13 protein-coding genes and 2 tRNA genes are annotated in these 17,941 nt (G+C 55.2%); 6 read left to right on the top strand and 9 right to left on the bottom strand.

What is annotated here, in order from left to right; translation table 11 throughout:
- Positions 1-52 precede the first annotated feature (52 nt).
- The 3 genes from galU to rssA form a co-directional block, all read right to left on the bottom strand.
- Positions 53-958, bottom strand: coding sequence for a UTP--glucose-1-phosphate uridylyltransferase GalU (gene galU / locus ACOTX2_RS06555; RefSeq protein WP_022648355.1), 906 nt, complete (start codon positions 956-958; stop codon positions 53-55).
- Positions 959-1,157: 199 nt separating this feature from the next.
- Positions 1,158-2,171, bottom strand: coding sequence for a two-component system response regulator RssB (rssB, locus tag ACOTX2_RS06550; RefSeq protein WP_003856721.1), 1,014 nt, complete (start codon positions 2,169-2,171; stop codon positions 1,158-1,160).
- 89 nt (positions 2,172-2,260) lie between these two features.
- Positions 2,261-3,163 (bottom strand): patatin-like phospholipase RssA, encoded by a 903-nt coding sequence (gene rssA / locus ACOTX2_RS06545; protein ID WP_022648357.1) that lies wholly within the window; start codon positions 3,161-3,163, stop codon positions 2,261-2,263.
- 113 nt (positions 3,164-3,276) lie between these two features.
- Here rssA and ACOTX2_RS06540 point away from each other — a divergent pair, with 113 nt between their 5' ends.
- The 4 genes from ACOTX2_RS06540 (at position 3,277) to ACOTX2_RS06525 (ending at position 4,986) form a co-directional block, all read left to right on the top strand.
- Entirely contained in the window at positions 3,277-3,741 is a 465-nt protein-coding gene (locus ACOTX2_RS06540; RefSeq protein WP_063147213.1) for a YchJ family protein, read from the top strand.
- A gap of 41 nt (positions 3,742-3,782) precedes the next feature.
- Positions 3,783-4,625, top strand: a complete 843-nt coding sequence (gene purU, locus ACOTX2_RS06535) for a formyltetrahydrofolate deformylase (protein ID WP_003856715.1) — start codon at positions 3,783-3,785, stop codon at positions 4,623-4,625.
- A gap of 157 nt (positions 4,626-4,782) precedes the next feature.
- Positions 4,783-4,867, top strand: a tRNA-Tyr gene (locus ACOTX2_RS06530).
- A gap of 34 nt (positions 4,868-4,901) precedes the next feature.
- Positions 4,902-4,986, top strand: a tRNA-Tyr gene (locus ACOTX2_RS06525).
- 211 nt (positions 4,987-5,197) lie between these two features.
- On the opposite strand, the gene narI is transcribed toward ACOTX2_RS06525, so the two are convergent.
- The 5 genes from narI to ACOTX2_RS06500 form a co-directional block, all read right to left on the bottom strand.
- On the bottom strand, positions 5,198-5,875 hold the full coding sequence (gene narI, locus ACOTX2_RS06520; protein ID WP_022648359.1) for a respiratory nitrate reductase subunit gamma: 678 nt from the start codon (positions 5,873-5,875) through the stop codon (positions 5,198-5,200).
- On the bottom strand, positions 5,875-6,585 hold the full coding sequence (narJ, locus tag ACOTX2_RS06515; protein ID WP_022648360.1) for a nitrate reductase molybdenum cofactor assembly chaperone: 711 nt from the start codon (positions 6,583-6,585) through the stop codon (positions 5,875-5,877). The genes narI and narJ overlap by 1 nt, the downstream gene beginning before the upstream one ends.
- Positions 6,582-8,117, bottom strand: a complete 1,536-nt coding sequence (gene narH, locus ACOTX2_RS06510; protein WP_032624103.1) for a nitrate reductase subunit beta — start codon at positions 8,115-8,117, stop codon at positions 6,582-6,584. The genes narJ and narH overlap by 4 nt, the downstream gene beginning before the upstream one ends.
- Positions 8,114-11,857 (bottom strand): nitrate reductase subunit alpha, encoded by a 3,744-nt coding sequence (locus tag ACOTX2_RS06505; RefSeq protein WP_046619563.1) that lies wholly within the window; start codon positions 11,855-11,857, stop codon positions 8,114-8,116. The genes narH and ACOTX2_RS06505 overlap by 4 nt, the downstream gene beginning before the upstream one ends.
- 381 nt (positions 11,858-12,238) lie before the next feature.
- Positions 12,239-13,636: a NarK family nitrate/nitrite MFS transporter gene (locus ACOTX2_RS06500; protein ID WP_063147211.1), complete on the bottom strand. Its 1,398-nt coding sequence runs from the start codon at positions 13,634-13,636 to the stop codon at positions 12,239-12,241.
- 309 nt (positions 13,637-13,945) lie between these two features.
- Here ACOTX2_RS06500 and narX point away from each other — a divergent pair, with 309 nt between their 5' ends.
- Both narX and narL read left to right on the top strand, forming a co-directional pair.
- On the top strand, positions 13,946-15,742 hold the full coding sequence (gene narX, locus ACOTX2_RS06495; RefSeq protein ID WP_063147209.1) for a nitrate/nitrite two-component system sensor histidine kinase NarX: 1,797 nt from the start codon (positions 13,946-13,948) through the stop codon (positions 15,740-15,742).
- Positions 15,735-16,385, top strand: coding sequence for a two-component system response regulator NarL (narL, locus tag ACOTX2_RS06490; RefSeq protein ID WP_003856701.1), 651 nt, complete (start codon positions 15,735-15,737; stop codon positions 16,383-16,385). Before narX ends, narL begins: the two co-directional genes overlap by 8 nt.
- A gap of 1 nt (position 16,386) precedes the next feature.
- Here narL and ACOTX2_RS06485 read toward each other — a convergent pair whose 3' ends face one another.
- Positions 16,387-17,805, bottom strand: coding sequence for a YchO/YchP family invasin (locus tag ACOTX2_RS06485; RefSeq protein ID WP_022648365.1), 1,419 nt, complete (start codon positions 17,803-17,805; stop codon positions 16,387-16,389).
- Between the last annotated feature and the right edge of the window lie 136 nt (positions 17,806-17,941).

The following is a 17,941-nucleotide window of genomic DNA, read 5'->3' as shown; positions in this document are numbered from 1 at the left end:
AAAAACCGGTGGGCATCGCCACACCGGTCTTGTTCACTGGTCCGTGAGTTTATTACTTAATACCCACGCTACCTTTGAGCCAGGCTTTAAATTCTTCACCCAGGCTGTTATGGCGAATGCCATATTCGACGAATGCCTGCATATAACCGAGCTTATTACCGCAGTCATGGCTCTTACCTTTCATATGGTAGGCTTCCACGGTCTCTTTCTCGATCAGCATATCGATAGCATCCGTCAGCTGGATTTCATCGCCCGCACCCGGAGGCGTTTTGGCCAGCAGCGCCCAGATTTCAGCACTCAGTACGTAACGGCCAACGACAGCAAGATTAGACGGCGCGACGTCCGCTTTAGGTTTTTCAACAACGCCAACCATTGGTACGCTTTCACCAGGTTGCAGGGCAACACCTTTGCAGTCAACCACACCGTAAGCAGTCACATCGTCGACTGGCTCAACCATAATCTGGCTGCTGCCGGTTTCGTCGAAGCGTTTAATCATTTCCGCCAGGTTTTCCTGGGAAAGATCGGACTCATACTCATCAAGGATCACGTCTGGCAGAATAACCGCGACCGGCTCATCACCCACTACCGGATGTGCACACAATACTGCGTGCCCCAGGCCCTTCGCCAGGCCCTGACGAACCTGCATAATGGTAACGTGTGGAGGGCAAATAGACTGCACTTCCTCCAGCAGCTGGCGCTTTACGCGTTTTTCCAGCATTGCTTCGAGTTCGAAACTGGTATCGAAATGGTTTTCGATAGAGTTTTTAGATGAATGCGTCACCAGTACAATTTCGGTGATACCTGCCGCAATACACTCATTCACGACATACTGGATTAATGGCTTATCAACCAGAGGCAGCATCTCTTTTGGGATTGCCTTCGTCGCTGGCAACATCCTGGTACCCAATCCCGCCACCGGGATAACGGCCTTTCTGACTTTCGAATTTAGGGCAGCCATTGAAATTCTCCTGAACTGTTCAAGTTTTGAACTTTTATGCATTGAATAACGCGTTGAGTATACAGTCTCAGCCACTAATACGGGTCTGAAAAGAACGCGTTGCCGATCAATTAAGACAAATACGCATGAAACTTGCAGCGATAGTAGCACTGTCAGCAAAAACACAGGTAAAGCAATCTGAAAAATAAAATCTGACTGCTTACTCCGTGGACAACATTAAGCGTAACCGCCCACCGGCACCCCAAATTTGGCACTGCCAGGAGGTGCAGCGATGGCTAATTTGATTAAGGTAAGTATTACCCAACGTTCCCAACGGCACACCGTTACTCACCTGTATATGGTGTTCGCCGGTATTCAGCGTGGCATTTAATCCAGCAGAGACCAGAATAAGGTTATTCAACCCGCTGTGATAATAGCCAACCAGAAGCGGGAACTGCCCCGGCAAATTGGCCTGGCGAAAAAGTTGGTTGACCTGTTTTAGTAAACTGCCTAACTCAGGAAGTCGTTGCCCCTGATGGGATAATTGTTCCTGTAGCAATCCATTAAACAGCGCACGGAGTAATAAGGCCGCCAGAACGCCGTTATCTCCCGCTCGGGTAACATCCAGGCAATAAAAAGCGAGGTCGGAATCTGATAGCGGCGCAATATCCAGCACCAGTCCAGGCTGGTCAGCCGCTACCAGCTGGCGATAATTTACTCTGCAATGAGAGATATTTTGCTGCACCGGCGGCTGAAGTTCCTGAAGCAGCTTCGCGGCCGCGAGCGGATTACTGACTAAAGCATCCCAGTCCTGGAAAAGACGTTCTTCTTCTTCCACCCGGGAATTAAACATATTGGGATACAGGCAGGCCAACACCGTTTCACGCAGTCGGTTTAAATCTTTAACCGGTTTGAGCAGGATATCCTGCACACCCAAACGCAACGCCTTAGCAATATCCGCCATATTTTCGGTTGCCGAGATCACCAGTATCGGTGTCTGATAACCTTCGTTACGCAGATTTTCCACCAGCATTAATCCGTCCATGCGCGGCATCTCGAGATCGCAGATCATCAGATCAGGCGCCATGCTGGCCATTTTTTCCAGTGCCTCGACGCCATCTTCGGCAAGGGACGTGGTTGCACCCAGTGAGGATAACCACGAATCCAGTAGCGATCGGAAAACGGGCTCGTCTTCTACTATCAAAATATGTTTTCCGGCCAATGGCTGTGTCATGGTTCCTCCCCTGGCTGACAGTTACTCAATAGTGGCATGCTATTGGTACTATCGCCTGTCAGATTTTGCTGAAGTAATCAAAAAAGTGCTTAACGTGCTGTACGCACAAAAGGCAACAGTTCATCTATTTTCTTTTCGACGGCTAACGAGCCCGCTGCTATGGCGGCCTCAGCCCGGTGGAAATCAAGGGTAGAGATTTGTGGACAATAGGGCTGAATAAGAATATCCGGAGGATCGCCAGCCATACGGTTTCGCTTCAGGCGATTCTCAAGAATTTGAATGGAGGTCGTCATGATTTCAATGGCGTTCGGCGCGGTCACCGTGCGACGGGCAGTCAGGCGCCCTATTCTGCCGCGTAAACGCGCATGCCAGGCAAGTTTCTCTTCTTCCGCATCATCGCTCTGAAGATTAACCGGCATCAAATCCTGCTGCATAAGGTGAGCGTCGTGCTGTAAATCCACTGCAATGACGATATCTGCCCCCATGGCGCGCGTCAGAGAGATGGGCACAGGATTCACCACACCGCCATCAACGAGCCAGTAGCCATTATGAGGCACAGGCGCCATTAACCCAGGCATGCTACAGGATGCGCGAACGGCGAGATGAATATCCCCTTCGGTGAGCCATAACTCCCTGCCCGTACTGAGGTTGGTTGCAACGGCGCCGAAAGGCATTTGGCAGTGGCTGAAGTCAGCGAGGGGCATTATCTTACGAAACTGATTGAATACGCGTTCGCCGCGCAGCAGGCCGCCACGCTGCCAGGAGAGATCCATCAGGCGCAGTACATCCCAGTAACTAAAGGAGCGCACCCAGCTTTCAAGCTGCGGGAGCTTACCGCAGGCGTACGCGGATCCGACCAGCGACCCGATAGAACATCCTGCGACAATATCAACGTCAATCCCCATCTGGTTTAAGGTATTGATAACGCCAATATGTGACCAACCCCGGGCTGCACCTGAGCCCAACGCCAGTCCAATTTTTACCTTTCTCATTAGCCCTGTTTTACTTCCCCTGGATTCCCGACATAGCGTCAACGCACCTGCTCAGTTAACATATTGCTACCTTAAGCGTTTAACGCCTTATTTTTTGTTCCAGGAAGAGAATCGTGTCTCAACTCTGCCCCTGTGGTAGCGCTCTGGAGTATAGCCTATGTTGCCAGCGATATCTTTCTGGCGAGCAGGTTGCACCAGACCCGTCACACCTTATGCGCTCGCGGTATACTGCTTTTGTGATCAAAAACGCAGACTACCTGATTAAAACCTGGCATCCGTCCTGTGTTGCTGCCGATTTTCGACAAGAGATTGAAGCCGGATTTGCCAACACCGTCTGGCTGGGCCTTACCGTCTTTGATGCCGCTCCCGGCCGCGATGCCAACGAGGGCTATGTCAGTTTTGTCGCCCGCTTTAGCGAACAAAACAAACCCGGCGCCATCATTGAACGCTCACGGTTCTTAAAGGACAGCGGGCAATGGTATTATATTGACGGCACACGTCCGCAATTCGGTCGTAACGATCCCTGCCCCTGTGGTTCAGGAAAAAAATTTAAAAAGTGTTGCGGCAGTAATGCCTGACAACTCAGACTTCGCAAATACATAAACAGGATTTCCCGGCGATGCAATCATTACAACGTAAAGTTCTGCGCACTATCTGTCCCGATCAAAAAGGACTGATCGCACGAATTACCAACATTTGCTACAAGCATGAACTGAATATCGTGCAGAACAACGAGTTCGTTGACCACCGTACCGGTCGCTTCTTTATGCGTACCGAGCTGGAAGGTATTTTCAACGACACAACCCTGCTTGCCGATCTGGACAGCGCCCTGCCGGAAGGCTCGGTGCGCGAGCTAAACCCGGCGGGTCGTCGCCGCATTGTCATTCTGGTCACCAAAGAGGCGCACTGCCTGGGCGATCTGCTGATGAAAGCCAACTACGGTGGCCTGGACGTCGAAATTGCCGCCGTCATTGGCAACCACGAGACGCTGCGTACGCTGGTTGAACGTTTCGACATTCCGTTTGAACTGGTCAGCCATGAAGGTCATACCCGCGAAGAGCACGACAACCTGATGGCTGCTGCGATTGAAGCACATAACCCGGACTACGTGGTGCTGGCAAAATACATGCGCGTGCTGACGCCATCCTTCGTGGCGCGCTTCCCGAACAAAATTATCAACATCCACCACTCCTTCCTGCCAGCCTTTATTGGCGCGCGTCCGTACCACCAGGCGTACGAGCGTGGGGTGAAGATCATTGGCGCAACCGCGCACTACGTGAATGATAATCTGGACGAAGGCCCAATCATCATGCAGGACGTGATCCACGTGGATCACACCTACACGGCAGAAGATATGATGCGAGCTGGCCGTGACGTTGAGAAGAACGTACTGAGCCGTGCGCTTTATCAGGTACTTGCTCAGCGCGTCTTTGTGTACGGCAACAGAACGATTATTCTTTAATCCTTCGGAAAATGAATTGATTAGCTTTACGCCTTTACGGATAAAAAGCAGGCAAACAGCTTCATTTTCCTAAAGGAATGCTTTACAGGGGCGTCTCATTTGATATGATGCGCCCCGCTTCCAGCAGGAAGCAGGCCAGTTAAAAGCATTACCCCGTGGTGGGGTTCCCGAGCGGCCAAAGGGAGCAGACTGTAAATCTGCCGTCATCGACTTCGAAGGTTCGAATCCTTCCCCCACCACCATCTCCAGCTTTACCTCAAAATATGAATTACCCCTGGTGGGGTTCCCGAGCGGCCAAAGGGAGCAGACTGTAAATCTGCCGTCATCGACTTCGAAGGTTCGAATCCTTCCCCCACCACCATCACTTCCAGATTCTTTAGCACTCTCCAAAAGCACAATGCCCTATGGTTCTCCCATGCGGGGAAAGATGAGAAGCTTCGACCAGGGTTCGATCCGAGCATAGTGAATTCCGTAGGCCGGGTAAGGCGCAGCCGCCACCCGGCATCCGCACGAAACCCTGGTTCCAGGACAAAAAAAACCCCGCAAATGCGGGGTTGTATCAATACAGCGAATCAGCGACGAGCACGCACGATCTGATATTTGCGCGTCAGGTACTCCACCGGCGCACTCCAGATGTGCACCAGGCGAGAGAACGGGAACAGCACAAACAGGGTCATACCCAGCACCAGGTGAACGCGGAAGATGAACGCCACGCCGTCCAGATGCTCAGAGGCACCACCGCGGAAGGTCACGACAGACTGCGCCCATCCCACCAGCTTCATCATCTCGCTGCCGTCCATATGCTGCGCAGAGAATGGAATGGTCAGCAGACCCAGCGCACACTGCACCATCAGCAGGGAGAGGATCAGGATGTCCGCTCCGGTCGTGGTAGCCCGCACGCGTGGGCTGAACAGACGGCGTTTCAGCAGCAGCAGCCCACCCACCAGGGTCATCACGCCGCAGGCGCCACCGGCGAGCATCGCCATCTTCTGCTTCACTTCAATCGGCAGCCACGCTTCGTACATCCAGTGCGGCGTCAGCATCCCCAGGAAATGACCGGCGAAAATACCCAAAATCCCGATGTGGAACAGGTTTGACGCCAGGTTCATCCCTTTACGATCCAGCATCTGGCTGGAGGCAGCACGCCAGGTGTACTGGCCATAGTCATAACGCAGCCAGCTTCCCACCAGGAACACGGTGCCCGCGATATACGGGTAAATGTCAAAGAAGAACATATTCAGGAAGTGCATTAGTGCTGTCCTCCGTTAGAGATATTCAAATATTGCGGAGCCACCGCTCCGGCAAAACGACGCTGATGCGCGGAGATTTCAGATTCGCCACAGCTCTGGTCAGCAAAGAATTTCACCTGCTCTTCTTCCCAGACGGCATCCAGTGCTTGTGGGGTGTCGTCACGGGCTTCATCCGCAATTTTTTCCGCCACTTTTTGACTGTCAACCGAGGCGTTAGCCAGTTTCACCAGCAGATCGAACAGGACTGCATAATTGCTCTCACGTTGCTGGAGACGTGCGCCGAGCAACGCCAGAATGGGAGCGATGTCCTGCAACCCGCCCAGCGCTTCCTCTTTCGGCAGCTGCGCCAGATATTCCAGGTACAGAGGCAGGTGATCCGGCAGCTCGCGGCTGTCGAGTTGCAAACCGTGCTGCTCGTACTGGGCCATCAGATCCACCATCGCCTGACCACGGTCGCGGGATTCACCGTGAACGTGTTCGAACAGCAATAGAGACGTGGCACGACCACGGTCAAACAGCTGGCTGTAGTCCGCCTGCGCATCAAGAAGATCGCGCGCCAGCAGGTCGCGGAGGAAAATGCCCAGCGTCTGGGCATCCTCTTTATCCAGGTTTTCAGATGACGCGAGTGCATCAAAGAGTTCCTGCTGATGCTGCACAAGCGCAGCATCAGGGTACTCGAGCAGACGCGAAACAATGACGAGTTCAATCATTGGTGCGGCTCCGTTTTGCTGGTCACATCCATCGCGTCGATGCGGCGGCTGTTGAACAGGTTGAATTTGCTGTCTGACCCGTGGCAACCGTCGCCAAAGGTAAAGCCACACCCACTTTTCTCCGGGAAGGCCTCGCGAGCCAGCTCGCGGTGACTGCTCGGCACCACGAAACGATCTTCGTAGTTAGCGATTGCCAGATAGCGGTACATCTCCTGCGCCTGCGCTTCGGTCAGGCCGACCTCTTCCAGCGCGCGGGTATCGTTAACGCCGTCAACGGTTTCCGCACGTTTGAAGTGACGCATCGCCAGCATACGTTTCAGCGCCAGCAGCACCGGCTGGGTATCCCCGGCCGTCAGCAGGTTGGCCAGATACTGAACCGGAATACGCAGGCTTTCCACGTCCGGCAGAATGCCGTTGCTGCCCAGTTCACCTGCGTCAGCCGCAGACTGAATCGGAGACAGCGGCGGCACGTACCAGACCATCGGCAACGTGCGGTATTCCGGGTGCAGCGGCAGCGCCAGCTTCCAGTCCATCGCCATTTTGTACACCGGGGACTGCTGTGCGGCGTCAATCACGCTCTGCGGAATACCGTCTTTCAGCGCCTGCTCGATCACCTTCGGATCGTTCGGATCGAGGAAGACGTCCAGCTGACGCTGATACAGATCTTTCTCGTTCTCGGTGCTTGCGGCATTTTCAATCGCATCCGCGTCGTACAGCAGCACGCCGAGGTAGCGGATACGCCCTACGCAGCTCTCTGAGCAGACGGTCGGCATACCGGCTTCGATACGCGGGTAGCAGAAGATACACTTCTCAGACTTACCGCTCTTCCAGTTAAAGTAGATTTTTTTGTACGGGCAGCCGGTGATGCACATACGCCAGCCGCGGCACTTGTCCTGGTCGATCAGCACAATGCCATCTTCTTCACGCTTGTAGATGGCGCCGCTTGGGCAGGTCGCCACGCACGCCGGGTTAAGGCAGTGTTCGCACAGGCGCGGCAGATACATCATGAAAGTGTTTTCGAACTGGCCGTACATCGCCTTCTGCATGTTCTCGAAGTTCTGGTCTTTGGCGCGTTTTTCGAACTCGCCGCCCAGAATTTCCTCCCAGTTTGGACCGCTGGTAATTTTGTCCATGCGCTTACCGGTGATCAGCGAGCGAGGACGGGCGATCGGCTGGTGTTTGCTTTCCGGCGCGTTGTGCAGGTTCTGATAGTCGTAATCAAACGGCTCGTAGTAATCGTCGATGCCCGGCAGATGCGGGTTAGCAAAGATTTTACCGAGCAGCATCGCACGGTTACCCATGCGCGGTTGCAGTTTGCCGTTGATTTTACGGATCCAGCCGCCCTTCCACTTCTCCTGGTTTTCCCAGTCGGTCGGGAAGCCGGTGCCCGGCTTACTTTCCACGTTGTTGAACCAGGCGTACTCCATACCTTCACGGCTGGTCCAGACGTTTTTACAGGTGACTGAGCAGGTATGACAGCCGATGCATTTATCCAGATTCAGCACCATGCCGACTTGTGAACGAATTTTCATTTTACGCTCTCCTGTACCTGGTCATTACCTTCGCCATCTAACCAGTTAATATTCTTCATCTTACGTACCACCACGAACTCATCGCGGTTTGATCCTACAGTGCCGTAGTAGTTAAAGCCGTAGGCCAGTTGGGCATAGCCGCCGATCATATGCGTCGGTTTCGGCGTAATACGGGTCACAGAGTTGTGAATACCGCCGCGCTGCTCGGTGATCTCTGAACCCGGCAGGTTAACGATACGTTCCTGCGCGTGGTACATCATGGTCATCCCGGCTGGTACACGCTGGCTCACCACCGCACGTGCCGTCAGGGCACCGTTGCTGTTGAACACTTCGATCCAGTCGTTATCTTCGATACCCAGATCTTTGGCGTCCGCTTCGCTCATCCAGACGATCGGCCCCCCGCGCGACAGCGTCAGCATCAGCAGGTTGTCGCTGTAGGTGGAGTGGATACCCCACTTCTGGTGCGGCGTCAGGAAGTTCAGCGCCTTCTCAGGGTTACCGTTTGATTTCGCCCCCATCACCGCTTTCACGGAGCGGGTATCGATTGGCGGACGGTAAACCAGCAGGCTTTCACCGAAGTCACGCATCCACTGGTGATCCTGATACAGAGACTGACGGCCAGAGAGCGTGCGCCATGGGATCAGCTCATGAACGTTGGTGTATCCGGCGTTATAGGACACATGTTCATCTTCGAGGCCAGACCAGGTCGGGCTGGAGATAATCTTGCGCGGCTGAGCCTGAATATCGCGGAAGCGGATTTTCTCTTCTTCTTTATTCTTCGCCAGATGCGTATGGTCACGGCCGGTAAATTCACTCAGAGCCGCCCACGCTTTTACCGCCACGTGGCCATTGGTTTCCGGTGCCAGGGTCAGGATCATTTCCGCTGCATCAATTGCCGTGTTCAGCATTGGCTGGCCTTTGGCCGGGCCGTCCGCTTTGGTGTAATTGAGCTTGCGCAGCAGGTCCATTTCGCTCTGGGTGTTCCAGGCGATGCCTTTGCCGCCGTTACCGATTTTCTCCATCAGCGGGCCGATGGAGGTAAAGCGCTCGTACGTAGCCGGGTAATCACGTTCAACCGGAATAATGTGCGGCGCGGTCACGCCCGGGATCAGGTCGCATTCGCCTTTTTTCCAGTCCTTCACGTCAAGCGGCTGCGCCAGTTCGGCAGCGGAGTCGTGCTGGATTGGCAGCGTCACCACGTCGGTCTCTTTGCCCAGGTGCCCTACACAGACTTCGGAGAATTTCTTCGCGATGTCTTTATAGATTTCCCAGTCGCTTTTTGATTCCCACGCCGGGTCAACTGCCGCAGACAGCGGATGAATAAACGGATGCATATCCGAGGTATTCATGTCGTCTTTTTCGTACCAGGTCGCGGTTGGCAGCACGATGTCCGAGTACAGGCAGGTGCTGGACAGACGGAAGTCGAGGGTCACCACCAGATCCAGCTTGCCGTCGAGACCGTTGTCTTTCCACTCCACCTCTTCCGGCTTCACGCCGCCCTGCTTGCCGAGATCTTTACCCTGAATACCGTTTTCGGTACCAAGCAGGTATTTCAGCATGTACTCATGGCCTTTACCGGACGAACCCAGCAGGTTGGAGCGCCAGATGAACAGGTTACGCGGATGGTTTTTGCCGTTCTCAGGCTGTTCTGCCGCAAAACGGATTGAGCCATCCTTCAGCGATTTCACGGTGTAGTCCACCGGTGACATGCCCGCTTTCTTCGCCGCTTCTGCAATGCGCAGCGGGTTAGTGCCCAACTGCGGTGCAGACGGCAGCCAGCCCATGCGTTCAGCGCGCACGTTGAAGTCAATCAGGTGGCCGCTGTAGCGGGATTTATCCGCCATCGGCGACAGTAGCTCCTGCGCGGTCACCGTCTCATAGCGCCACTGGCTGGAGTGGTTATAGAAGTAGGAGGTGCTGTTCATGTGACGAGCCGGACGCTGCCAGTCAAGGGCAAACGCCAGCGGCTGCCAGCCGGTCTGCGGACGCAGTTTTTCCTGGCCCACGTAGTGCGCCCAGCCGCCGCCGCTCTGCCCGACGCAGCCACAGAAGATCAGCATGTTGATCAGGCCGCGATAGTTCATATCGAGGTGATACCAGTGGTTCAGACCGGCACCGACGATGATCATGGAGCGACCGTGAGTTTTGTCTGCGTTTTCCGCAAATTCGCGGGCGATACGGGTGATTTGGGCGCGTGGCACACCGGTGATCTGCTCCGCCCAGGCTGGTGTATAAGCCTTCACGTCGTCATAGCTGGTCGCGCAGTTTTCGTCGTTCAGACCGCGCTCCAGGCCATAGTTCGCCATGGTCAGATCGTAGACCGTAGTGACCAGAGCGGTAGAACCGTCCGCCAGTTGCAAGCGCTTAACCGGCAGTTTGTGCATCAGAACGTTTTGCAGCTCAACCTTGTTGAAGTGCTCGGAACCTTCACCACCAAAGTACGGGAAGCCGACATCGGCGATTTCGTCCTGGCTGCCCAGCATGCTGAGGCGAAGTTCTGTCTCTTCACCCGTGTTGCCGTTACGCTGTTCCAGGTTCCATTTGCCTTTTTCGCCCCAGCGGAAGCCGATAGAACCGTTTGGTGCCACCAGCTCGCCGTTGCTGTTGCAGGCGACCGTTTTCCACTCCGGGTTGTTTTCCTGACCCAGCGCGTCCACAAGATCCGCAGCACGCAGCATACGGCCAGCGGCGTAATAGCCGTCACGCTCTTCAAGCATCACCAGCATTGGCATGTCGGTGTAGCGACGCACGTAATCGGTGAAATACTGGCTTGGCTTGTCGAGGTGGAATTCACGCAACATGACGTGGCCCATCGCCAGCGCCATGGCGGCATCAGTACCCTGTTTCGGTGCCAGCCACAGGTCGCACAGTTTGGCGATTTCGGCGTAGTCCGGGGTCACGGCAACGGTTTTGGTCCCTTTGTAACGTACTTCGGTAAAGAAGTGCGCATCAGGGGTACGGGTCTGCGGAACGTTAGAGCCCCAGGCGATGATGTAGCTGGAGTTGTACCAGTCAGCGGACTCCGGCACGTCGGTCTGTTCGCCCCAGGTCTGCGGCGACGCTGGCGGCAGGTCGCAGTACCAGTCGTAGAAGCTCAGACAGGTACCGCCGATAAGTGAAAGGTAGCGCGCGCCGGAGGCGTAAGAGACCATCGACATTGCCGGGATTGGCGAGAAGCCTGCCACGCGGTCAGGACCGTAAGTTTTCACGGTATAGACGTTGGAGGCCGCAATCAGCTCGTTCACCTCTTTCCAGGAAGAACGAACGAAACCACCGCGACCACGCGCCTGTTTGAAGCTTTTCGCTTTGTCGGCGTCCTCGATGATGGATGCCCAGGCATCAACCGGATCGCTGTGCTGCACTTTCGCTTCACGCCACATTTTCATCAGGCGTTTACGCATCAGCGGGTATTTCAGACGGTTGGCGCTGTAGAGATACCAGGAGTAGCTGGCCCCACGCGGGCAGCCGCGCGGTTCATGGTTCGGCATATCCGGACGGGTACGCGGATAGTCGGTCTGCTGCATTTCCCAGGTCACCAGACCGTTTTTAACGAAAATCTTCCAGCTACATGAGCCAGTGCAGTTTACACCGTGGGTAGAACGGACAACTTTGTCATGCTGCCAGCGTTGACGGTAACCGTCTTCCCAGTCCCGGTTGGTATCCAGAACCTGGCCGTGCCCATCGGCAAAAGTTTCACCCTTCTGTTTGAAGTAGCGAAACCGGTCCAAAAATTTGCTCATCGGGTATCTCCTGTGTGGAGCCTGTGGCTCTCTAAATCGACATTGCTGATTTGCAGCGAAGGTAACGCTATGAAAGATGGTGAGAATTGATAACGATCAAGACGGAGGGGGTCTCTGAAGGGGGGTATTAGATCAAATACCACCAAAGCGGTAGCTGTTAATATTTTTTAACTCAATGATTTATATGGATATATTTTATTTATCGTACAATAAGCGGAGCAAAATTTAACATCTTAGGTATTAAGGGGTAGAGACACCTGTAAAGCGATGGCGATCACAGCGTTACCTGCGTGCGACTACGGGAAACGCTATTAGTATGTTGTAACTATTAAGCGATTAAAAAAAGCGCGGCACTCAGGCCGCGCAAACGGATAATCAAGCTTACTTGTTTTTCTTGGTATTACGGCCATATACCAGCCAGGTGATGACCACACAGGCGATATAGAAGATGAGGAATACCTTCATCGCACCCGCCGGAGAGCCGGTCAGATCCAGTGAGATACCGAACGCTTTTGGAATAAAGAAGCCGCCAATCGCGCCAATCGCAGAGATAAACCCAAGCGCCGCAGCGGTATCGGTGGCGGCTTCACGCATCGCCTGCTCGTCGCTCCCGCCCTGCGCTTTCACGCGGTCCATGGTCAGCTTGCGGAAGATGACAGAGATCATCTGGAAAGTAGACGCACTGCCCAGCCCGGCGGTCAGGAACAGCACCATGAAGACGCCGAAGAAGGCAAAGAAGTTACCTCCCTCACCACCCGCAGGCAGCGTCAGGAACAGTAGCGCACAGAAGATGGCCATCAATACAAAGTTCACCAGCGTAACGCGCGTTCCACCCAGACGGTCGGAGATCATCCCGCCCAGCGAACGTGCCAGCGCACCAATAAACGGACCGAAGAAGGCAAACTGAAGGATCTGTACGTCCGGGAACTGGGTTTTCGACAGCATGGCAAAGCCTGCGGAGAAACCGATGAACGAGCCGAAGGTCGCCAGATACAGCAGTGCCATTACCCACAGGTGGCCACGTTTCAGAACCGGCAGCTGCTCGCTCAGGGACGCTTTGGACGCGGACAGGTCGTTCATGAAGAACCATGCCGCCAGGGTAAAGACCACCAGGAACGGTACCCAAATCCAGGAGGCATTTTGCAGGAACAGCACTGAACCGTCGGGCTGCGTCACACCGCCGCCGCCAAACGCCGCGAAGATGGAGACCGAGATCGCCAGCGGAGCAATCAGCTGCATCACGCTCACGCCCATGTTACCCAGACCGCCGTTAATGCCCAGCGCACCACCCTGCTTCGCTTTCGGGAAGAAGAAGCTGATGTTTGCCATACTGGACGCAAAGTTCGCCCCCGCAAAGCCGCACAGCAGAGAGATAATCACGAACACGCTAAACGGTGTAGAGGTATCCTGCACCGCAAAACCGAGCCACACGCACGGCACGATCATGATCCCGGTACTGAAAGCCGTCCAGCGACGACCACCAAAGACCGGCACCATAAACGCGTAAGGAACGCGCAGCAGTGCGCCTGAAAGCGACGGCAACGCAGTCAACATAAACAGCTGATCGGTGGTAAAGGTAAAGCCCACTTTTGGCAGGTTAACCGCAACCGCACTGAACAACATCCAGACGCAAAACGCCAGTAACAGACATGGCACGGAAATCCACAGATTACGACTTGCTATACGGTGGCCGCGCTGTTGCCAGAACGCCGGATCCTCTGGACGCCAGTCTGTAATAACGGCACCAGTTTCCCTTTCGGGAGCGGAAGAGTGACTCATAGACACCTCTGATTCTCGAATGATGCTGCAAACATTAGGGCTTTAGGGCGGCGGTAAGTTGATATAAATCAAAGGAAAAGTGGGAGGTTTTGCGGCGAAAAAAAAGCCATCACTCTTAATGAGTAGATGCAAAACGTAAAAAAGGTGTGATTTTTCACGGTGCTGACGCATCCCTGCTTCGTCCACCCACTAACCGTTACCTCCCTGGCAATTTAGAGGTAATCCTTTATTGGTATGGGTATACTCCAGGGTATGCACCAGAATAGCGCCATTCCTGCAATCAGGTCACGTCAGGAGCCCGGCAACTCTATGTTAAAAAGATGTTTATCTCCGCTGACGCTGGTTAACCAGCTGGCGCTTATTGTTCTGCTGTCCACCGCTATCGGTGTGACCGGCATGGCTATTTCTGGCTGGCTGGTACAGGGTGTGCAGGGTAATGCGCATGCCATCAACGAGGCAGGCTCGCTACGTATGCAGAGTTACCGGCTGCTGGCGTCGGTGCCGCTGACGCAGGCTGACCAACCGCTTATCGACGAAATGGAGCGTACCGCATTCAGCCATGAACTGGAAAGAGCCGCCATTCGTGACGGCCAGCAATCTCAGCTTAAGGCGCTTCAGGGCTACTGGCATACCCAGCTGGAGCCCGGGTTAAAGCGGGCGGAAGACCGGGAAACGGTCGCCCAGGATGTCGCCGGGTTTGTGTCACGCATCGATCATCTCGTCTCCTCGTTCGATCGCACCACAGAGTTACGCATTGACCGCGTGGTGATGGTTCACCGCGCAATGGCGCTGTTTATGGGTTTGCTGCTGATTTTCACGGTTATCTGGCTGCGTGCGCGGTTGCTTAACCCCTGGAAGCAACTCCTGGCGATGGCCCGCGCCGTCACACAGCGCGATTTTACCCAACGCACGCACATCAGCGGGCGCAACGAAATGGCGATGCTCGGCGAGGCGCTCAACACCATGTCGGCGGAACTATCTGAAAGCTACGCGGTACTGGAAAAACGCGTCCAGGAGAAAACCGCCGGGCTTGAGCAGAAAAACGAGATCCTCTCTTTCCTCTGGCAGGCGAACCGTCGCCTGCATATGCAGGTACCGCTTTGCGAGCGTCTCTCGCCGGTACTGAACGGCCTGCAAAACCTGACTCTGCTCCACGATCTTGAGCTACGGGTTTATGACGTTGAAGATGAGGAAAACCATCAGGAATTTACCTGTCAGTCGGACATCTCCTGCGACGATAAAGGGTGTCATCTGTGCCCGCGCGGCTTGCCGCCGCTTACCACCAGCGGCACGACCCTCAAGTGGCGGCTGATGGACAGCCATACCCAGTACGGTATTTTGCTGGCCACCCTGCCCGCCGGACGTCACCTGAGCCACGACCAGCAGCAGCTGGTCGATACTCTTGTAGAGCAGCTCACGGCCACGCTGGCGCTCGACCGTCACCAGGAAAAACAGCAGCAGCTGATCGTGATGGAGGAGCGCGCCACCATCGCTCGCGAGCTGCACGACTCCATCGCCCAGTCCCTCTCCTGCATGAAGATGCAGGTGAGTTGCCTGCAAATGCAGGACGAAGGCATGCCCGAGAGCAGCAAACAGCTGCTCAGCCAGATCCGCAACGAGCTTAACACCTCGTGGATTCAGCTTCGCGAGCTGCTGACCACCTTCCGTTTACAGCTCACCGAGCCGGGGCTACGCCCTGCGCTGGAGTCCAGCTGTCAGGAATTTAGTGCCCGGCTGGGCTTCCCGGTGAAGCTGGATTACCAGTTGCCACCGCGTTTTGTCCCCTCTCACCAGGCGATCCATCTGCTGCAAATTGCCCGTGAAGCCCTGAGCAACGTGCTTAAGCATGCCGAGGCGACGGCCGTCACGGTCACCGTCAGCTGCCAGGATAATCAGGTGAAGCTCAGGGTTCAGGATAACGGCCGCGGCGTGCCGGAAAATGCCGAACGAACGAACCATTATGGTTTAATCATCATGCGAGACCGCGCGCAAAGCCTGCGCGGTGATTGCCAGGTTCGCCGGGGAGAGTCAGGTGGCACCGAAGTCGTGGTCACCTTTATACCCGAAAAGCCCCTCATAACTGCTCAAGGAGAAAACCATGACTAATCAGGAACCGGCATCTATCCTGTTGATTGACGATCATCCGATGCTGCGCACTGGCGTTAAACAGCTTGTCAGCATGGCGCCCGATATCACCGTCGTCGGGGAAGCCAGCAACGGCGAACAGGGTATTGAACTTGCCGAATCGCTCGATCCTGATTTGATCTTGCTCGATCTCAACATGCCGGGCATGAATGGCCTGGAAACCCTCGACAAGCTGCGGGAGAAATCCCTCTCTGGCCGGGTGGTGGTCTTCAGCGTCTCAAACCATGAAGAAGACGTGGTCACCGCCCTCAAGCGGGGGGCAGACGGCTATCTGCTGAAAGATATGGAGCCGGAAGATCTGCTCAAGGCGCTGCAACAGGCTGCCGCAGGCGAGATGGTGCTGAGTGAAGCGTTAACGCCGGTACTGGCCGCCAGCCTGCGTGCGAACCGCGCCACGTCTGACCGTGACGTCAGCCAGTTGACCCCGCGCGAGCGCGACATTCTGAAGCTGATTGCTCAGGGTCTGCCGAACAAAATGATCGCCCGCCGTCTGGACATCACCGAGAGCACGGTCAAAGTGCATGTCAAACACATGCTGAAGAAAATGAAGTTAAAATCCCGCGTCGAAGCCGCCGTCTGGGTGCATCAGGAGCGCATTTTTTAACTTACTCATCCGGCAGCAACTTCCACCGTGGATCGTCGGCAGGCATTGCGACGAGCGGTTGCACCACGGAAAGCGTGATCTCATTGGAGGAGACACGCTGCCCATCCTTATCTTCCACCACGGCCGTAAGCCGCCATTCGTTTTTCGCCCCTTCCGCGTCGTTCCAGGCGGGCATGATTATGCTCCAGCCATCGCTGCTGTTGCTGTTTGCCGGTGAGGTCAGGCTGAGCGCCTGGGTATCACCCAGCCAGTGGATCTGACGGATACCGTGCGTGCTGCGAATTTGCAGCTTCAGCATCACAGTTTCGCCTGGCTTAAGATCCCACGGCGGCGTGGCCAGATAGACCGAGAGGGTTTTACGCTGACGGAATTCCATCACGGGCAGATTATCACGCTCAGGTGAATCATAGCGGCTGCCCCGCAGCGAGCGCGTCGCCGCCACTTCCCCGGCGGAAAGCTGTTTCGCCAGTGGCACGCCAAAGCGATAGTTGAGCTTCAGCCCGAGGTTATTCTGGCTAACGCCGCTCTCCCCCTGCTTATGGGCAGCCGTCAGGGTGACCAGCGGAACGGGGGTATAGTTCAGCCCCAGGTTGACCGCAACCGGGTTGTGATACCCCGTACCGCTGTTAAACAGATCGACGTTATCGCCAAAATACTGTTCAAAGCTGACGCTGGTGTTCAGGTGATGAAACCAGGGAAGCCAGGCTTTGGCCGTTACGTCGTACCCGCGCGCCATGCGCTGCTCCCGGATGTCGGAACGCGGCTGCCAGCCAGCGAACGGCTGGTAGTAATTGGCCGACAGGCGAAGGTTTTCGCCCCACGCCTCTGCGCCCAGTCCGGCACGTTGCAGGTTGTCTTCCAGCAGGTTGTCGTAAAAGGTGTTGTAGCCCAGCAGCCAGTTTCCGGCAACCCAGCGCTGCCCGATCCCGACGTTGCTCACCAGCCCGTCTGTCTGCTGCGTCAGGCCAAGCTGGCTCCAGCTCAGATAGCGGGTGTTGTCGCTCCAGGGGATAAACCAGCTTCCGCTGCTGCCGTTAAAGTTACCGTCGTCATCCACCAGTACATTGACATTGGCGTTACCCCAGGGGGAAAGCCAGGATTCGATCTGCTCGTTGACTTCCCCGCTGACGGCATCCCGCACCTTGCCAAACGCGAACTGTCGCGCCTGCTGCCCGGCCGTCAGGCCGTTATCGATCATACTGGCTTCACCGAAGGCCTTTGCCATTTCAGCCAGGTGCTTTTCGCCTTCGGTAGTCGGTTGCGCCATACCGAGATCCGGCAGACTATCGCCGTTGTTATCAAACGGATTTTGCGCCTGCTGCACGAAGGATTTCGGCGCACCGTGAACGGCTCCAGCCGTAAAAAGGGGGAGTAACAGCAAAAAACGGATGCGGGACGATACAGCCTTCAACGTCGTCAATCAGAACCTGTGTTTATGAACAAACACTTATTATGTTAACGCCATAAGCCCTGAAAACCAGTCTTAACAGAAATTTCAGGAATATCCTGAACAGAATTGTCGGGAGGCGGCTTCGCCTTACCCGACCTACAAATTC

Origin of the sequence: Enterobacter cloacae complex sp. IR5412, from assembly GCF_049237385.1 — a bacterium.
Taxonomy (GTDB): domain Bacteria; phylum Pseudomonadota; class Gammaproteobacteria; order Enterobacterales; family Enterobacteriaceae; genus Enterobacter; species Enterobacter intestinihominis.
Note: the sequence above shows the minus strand (reverse complement) of the source record. Positions and strands in the feature narration are given on the sequence as shown.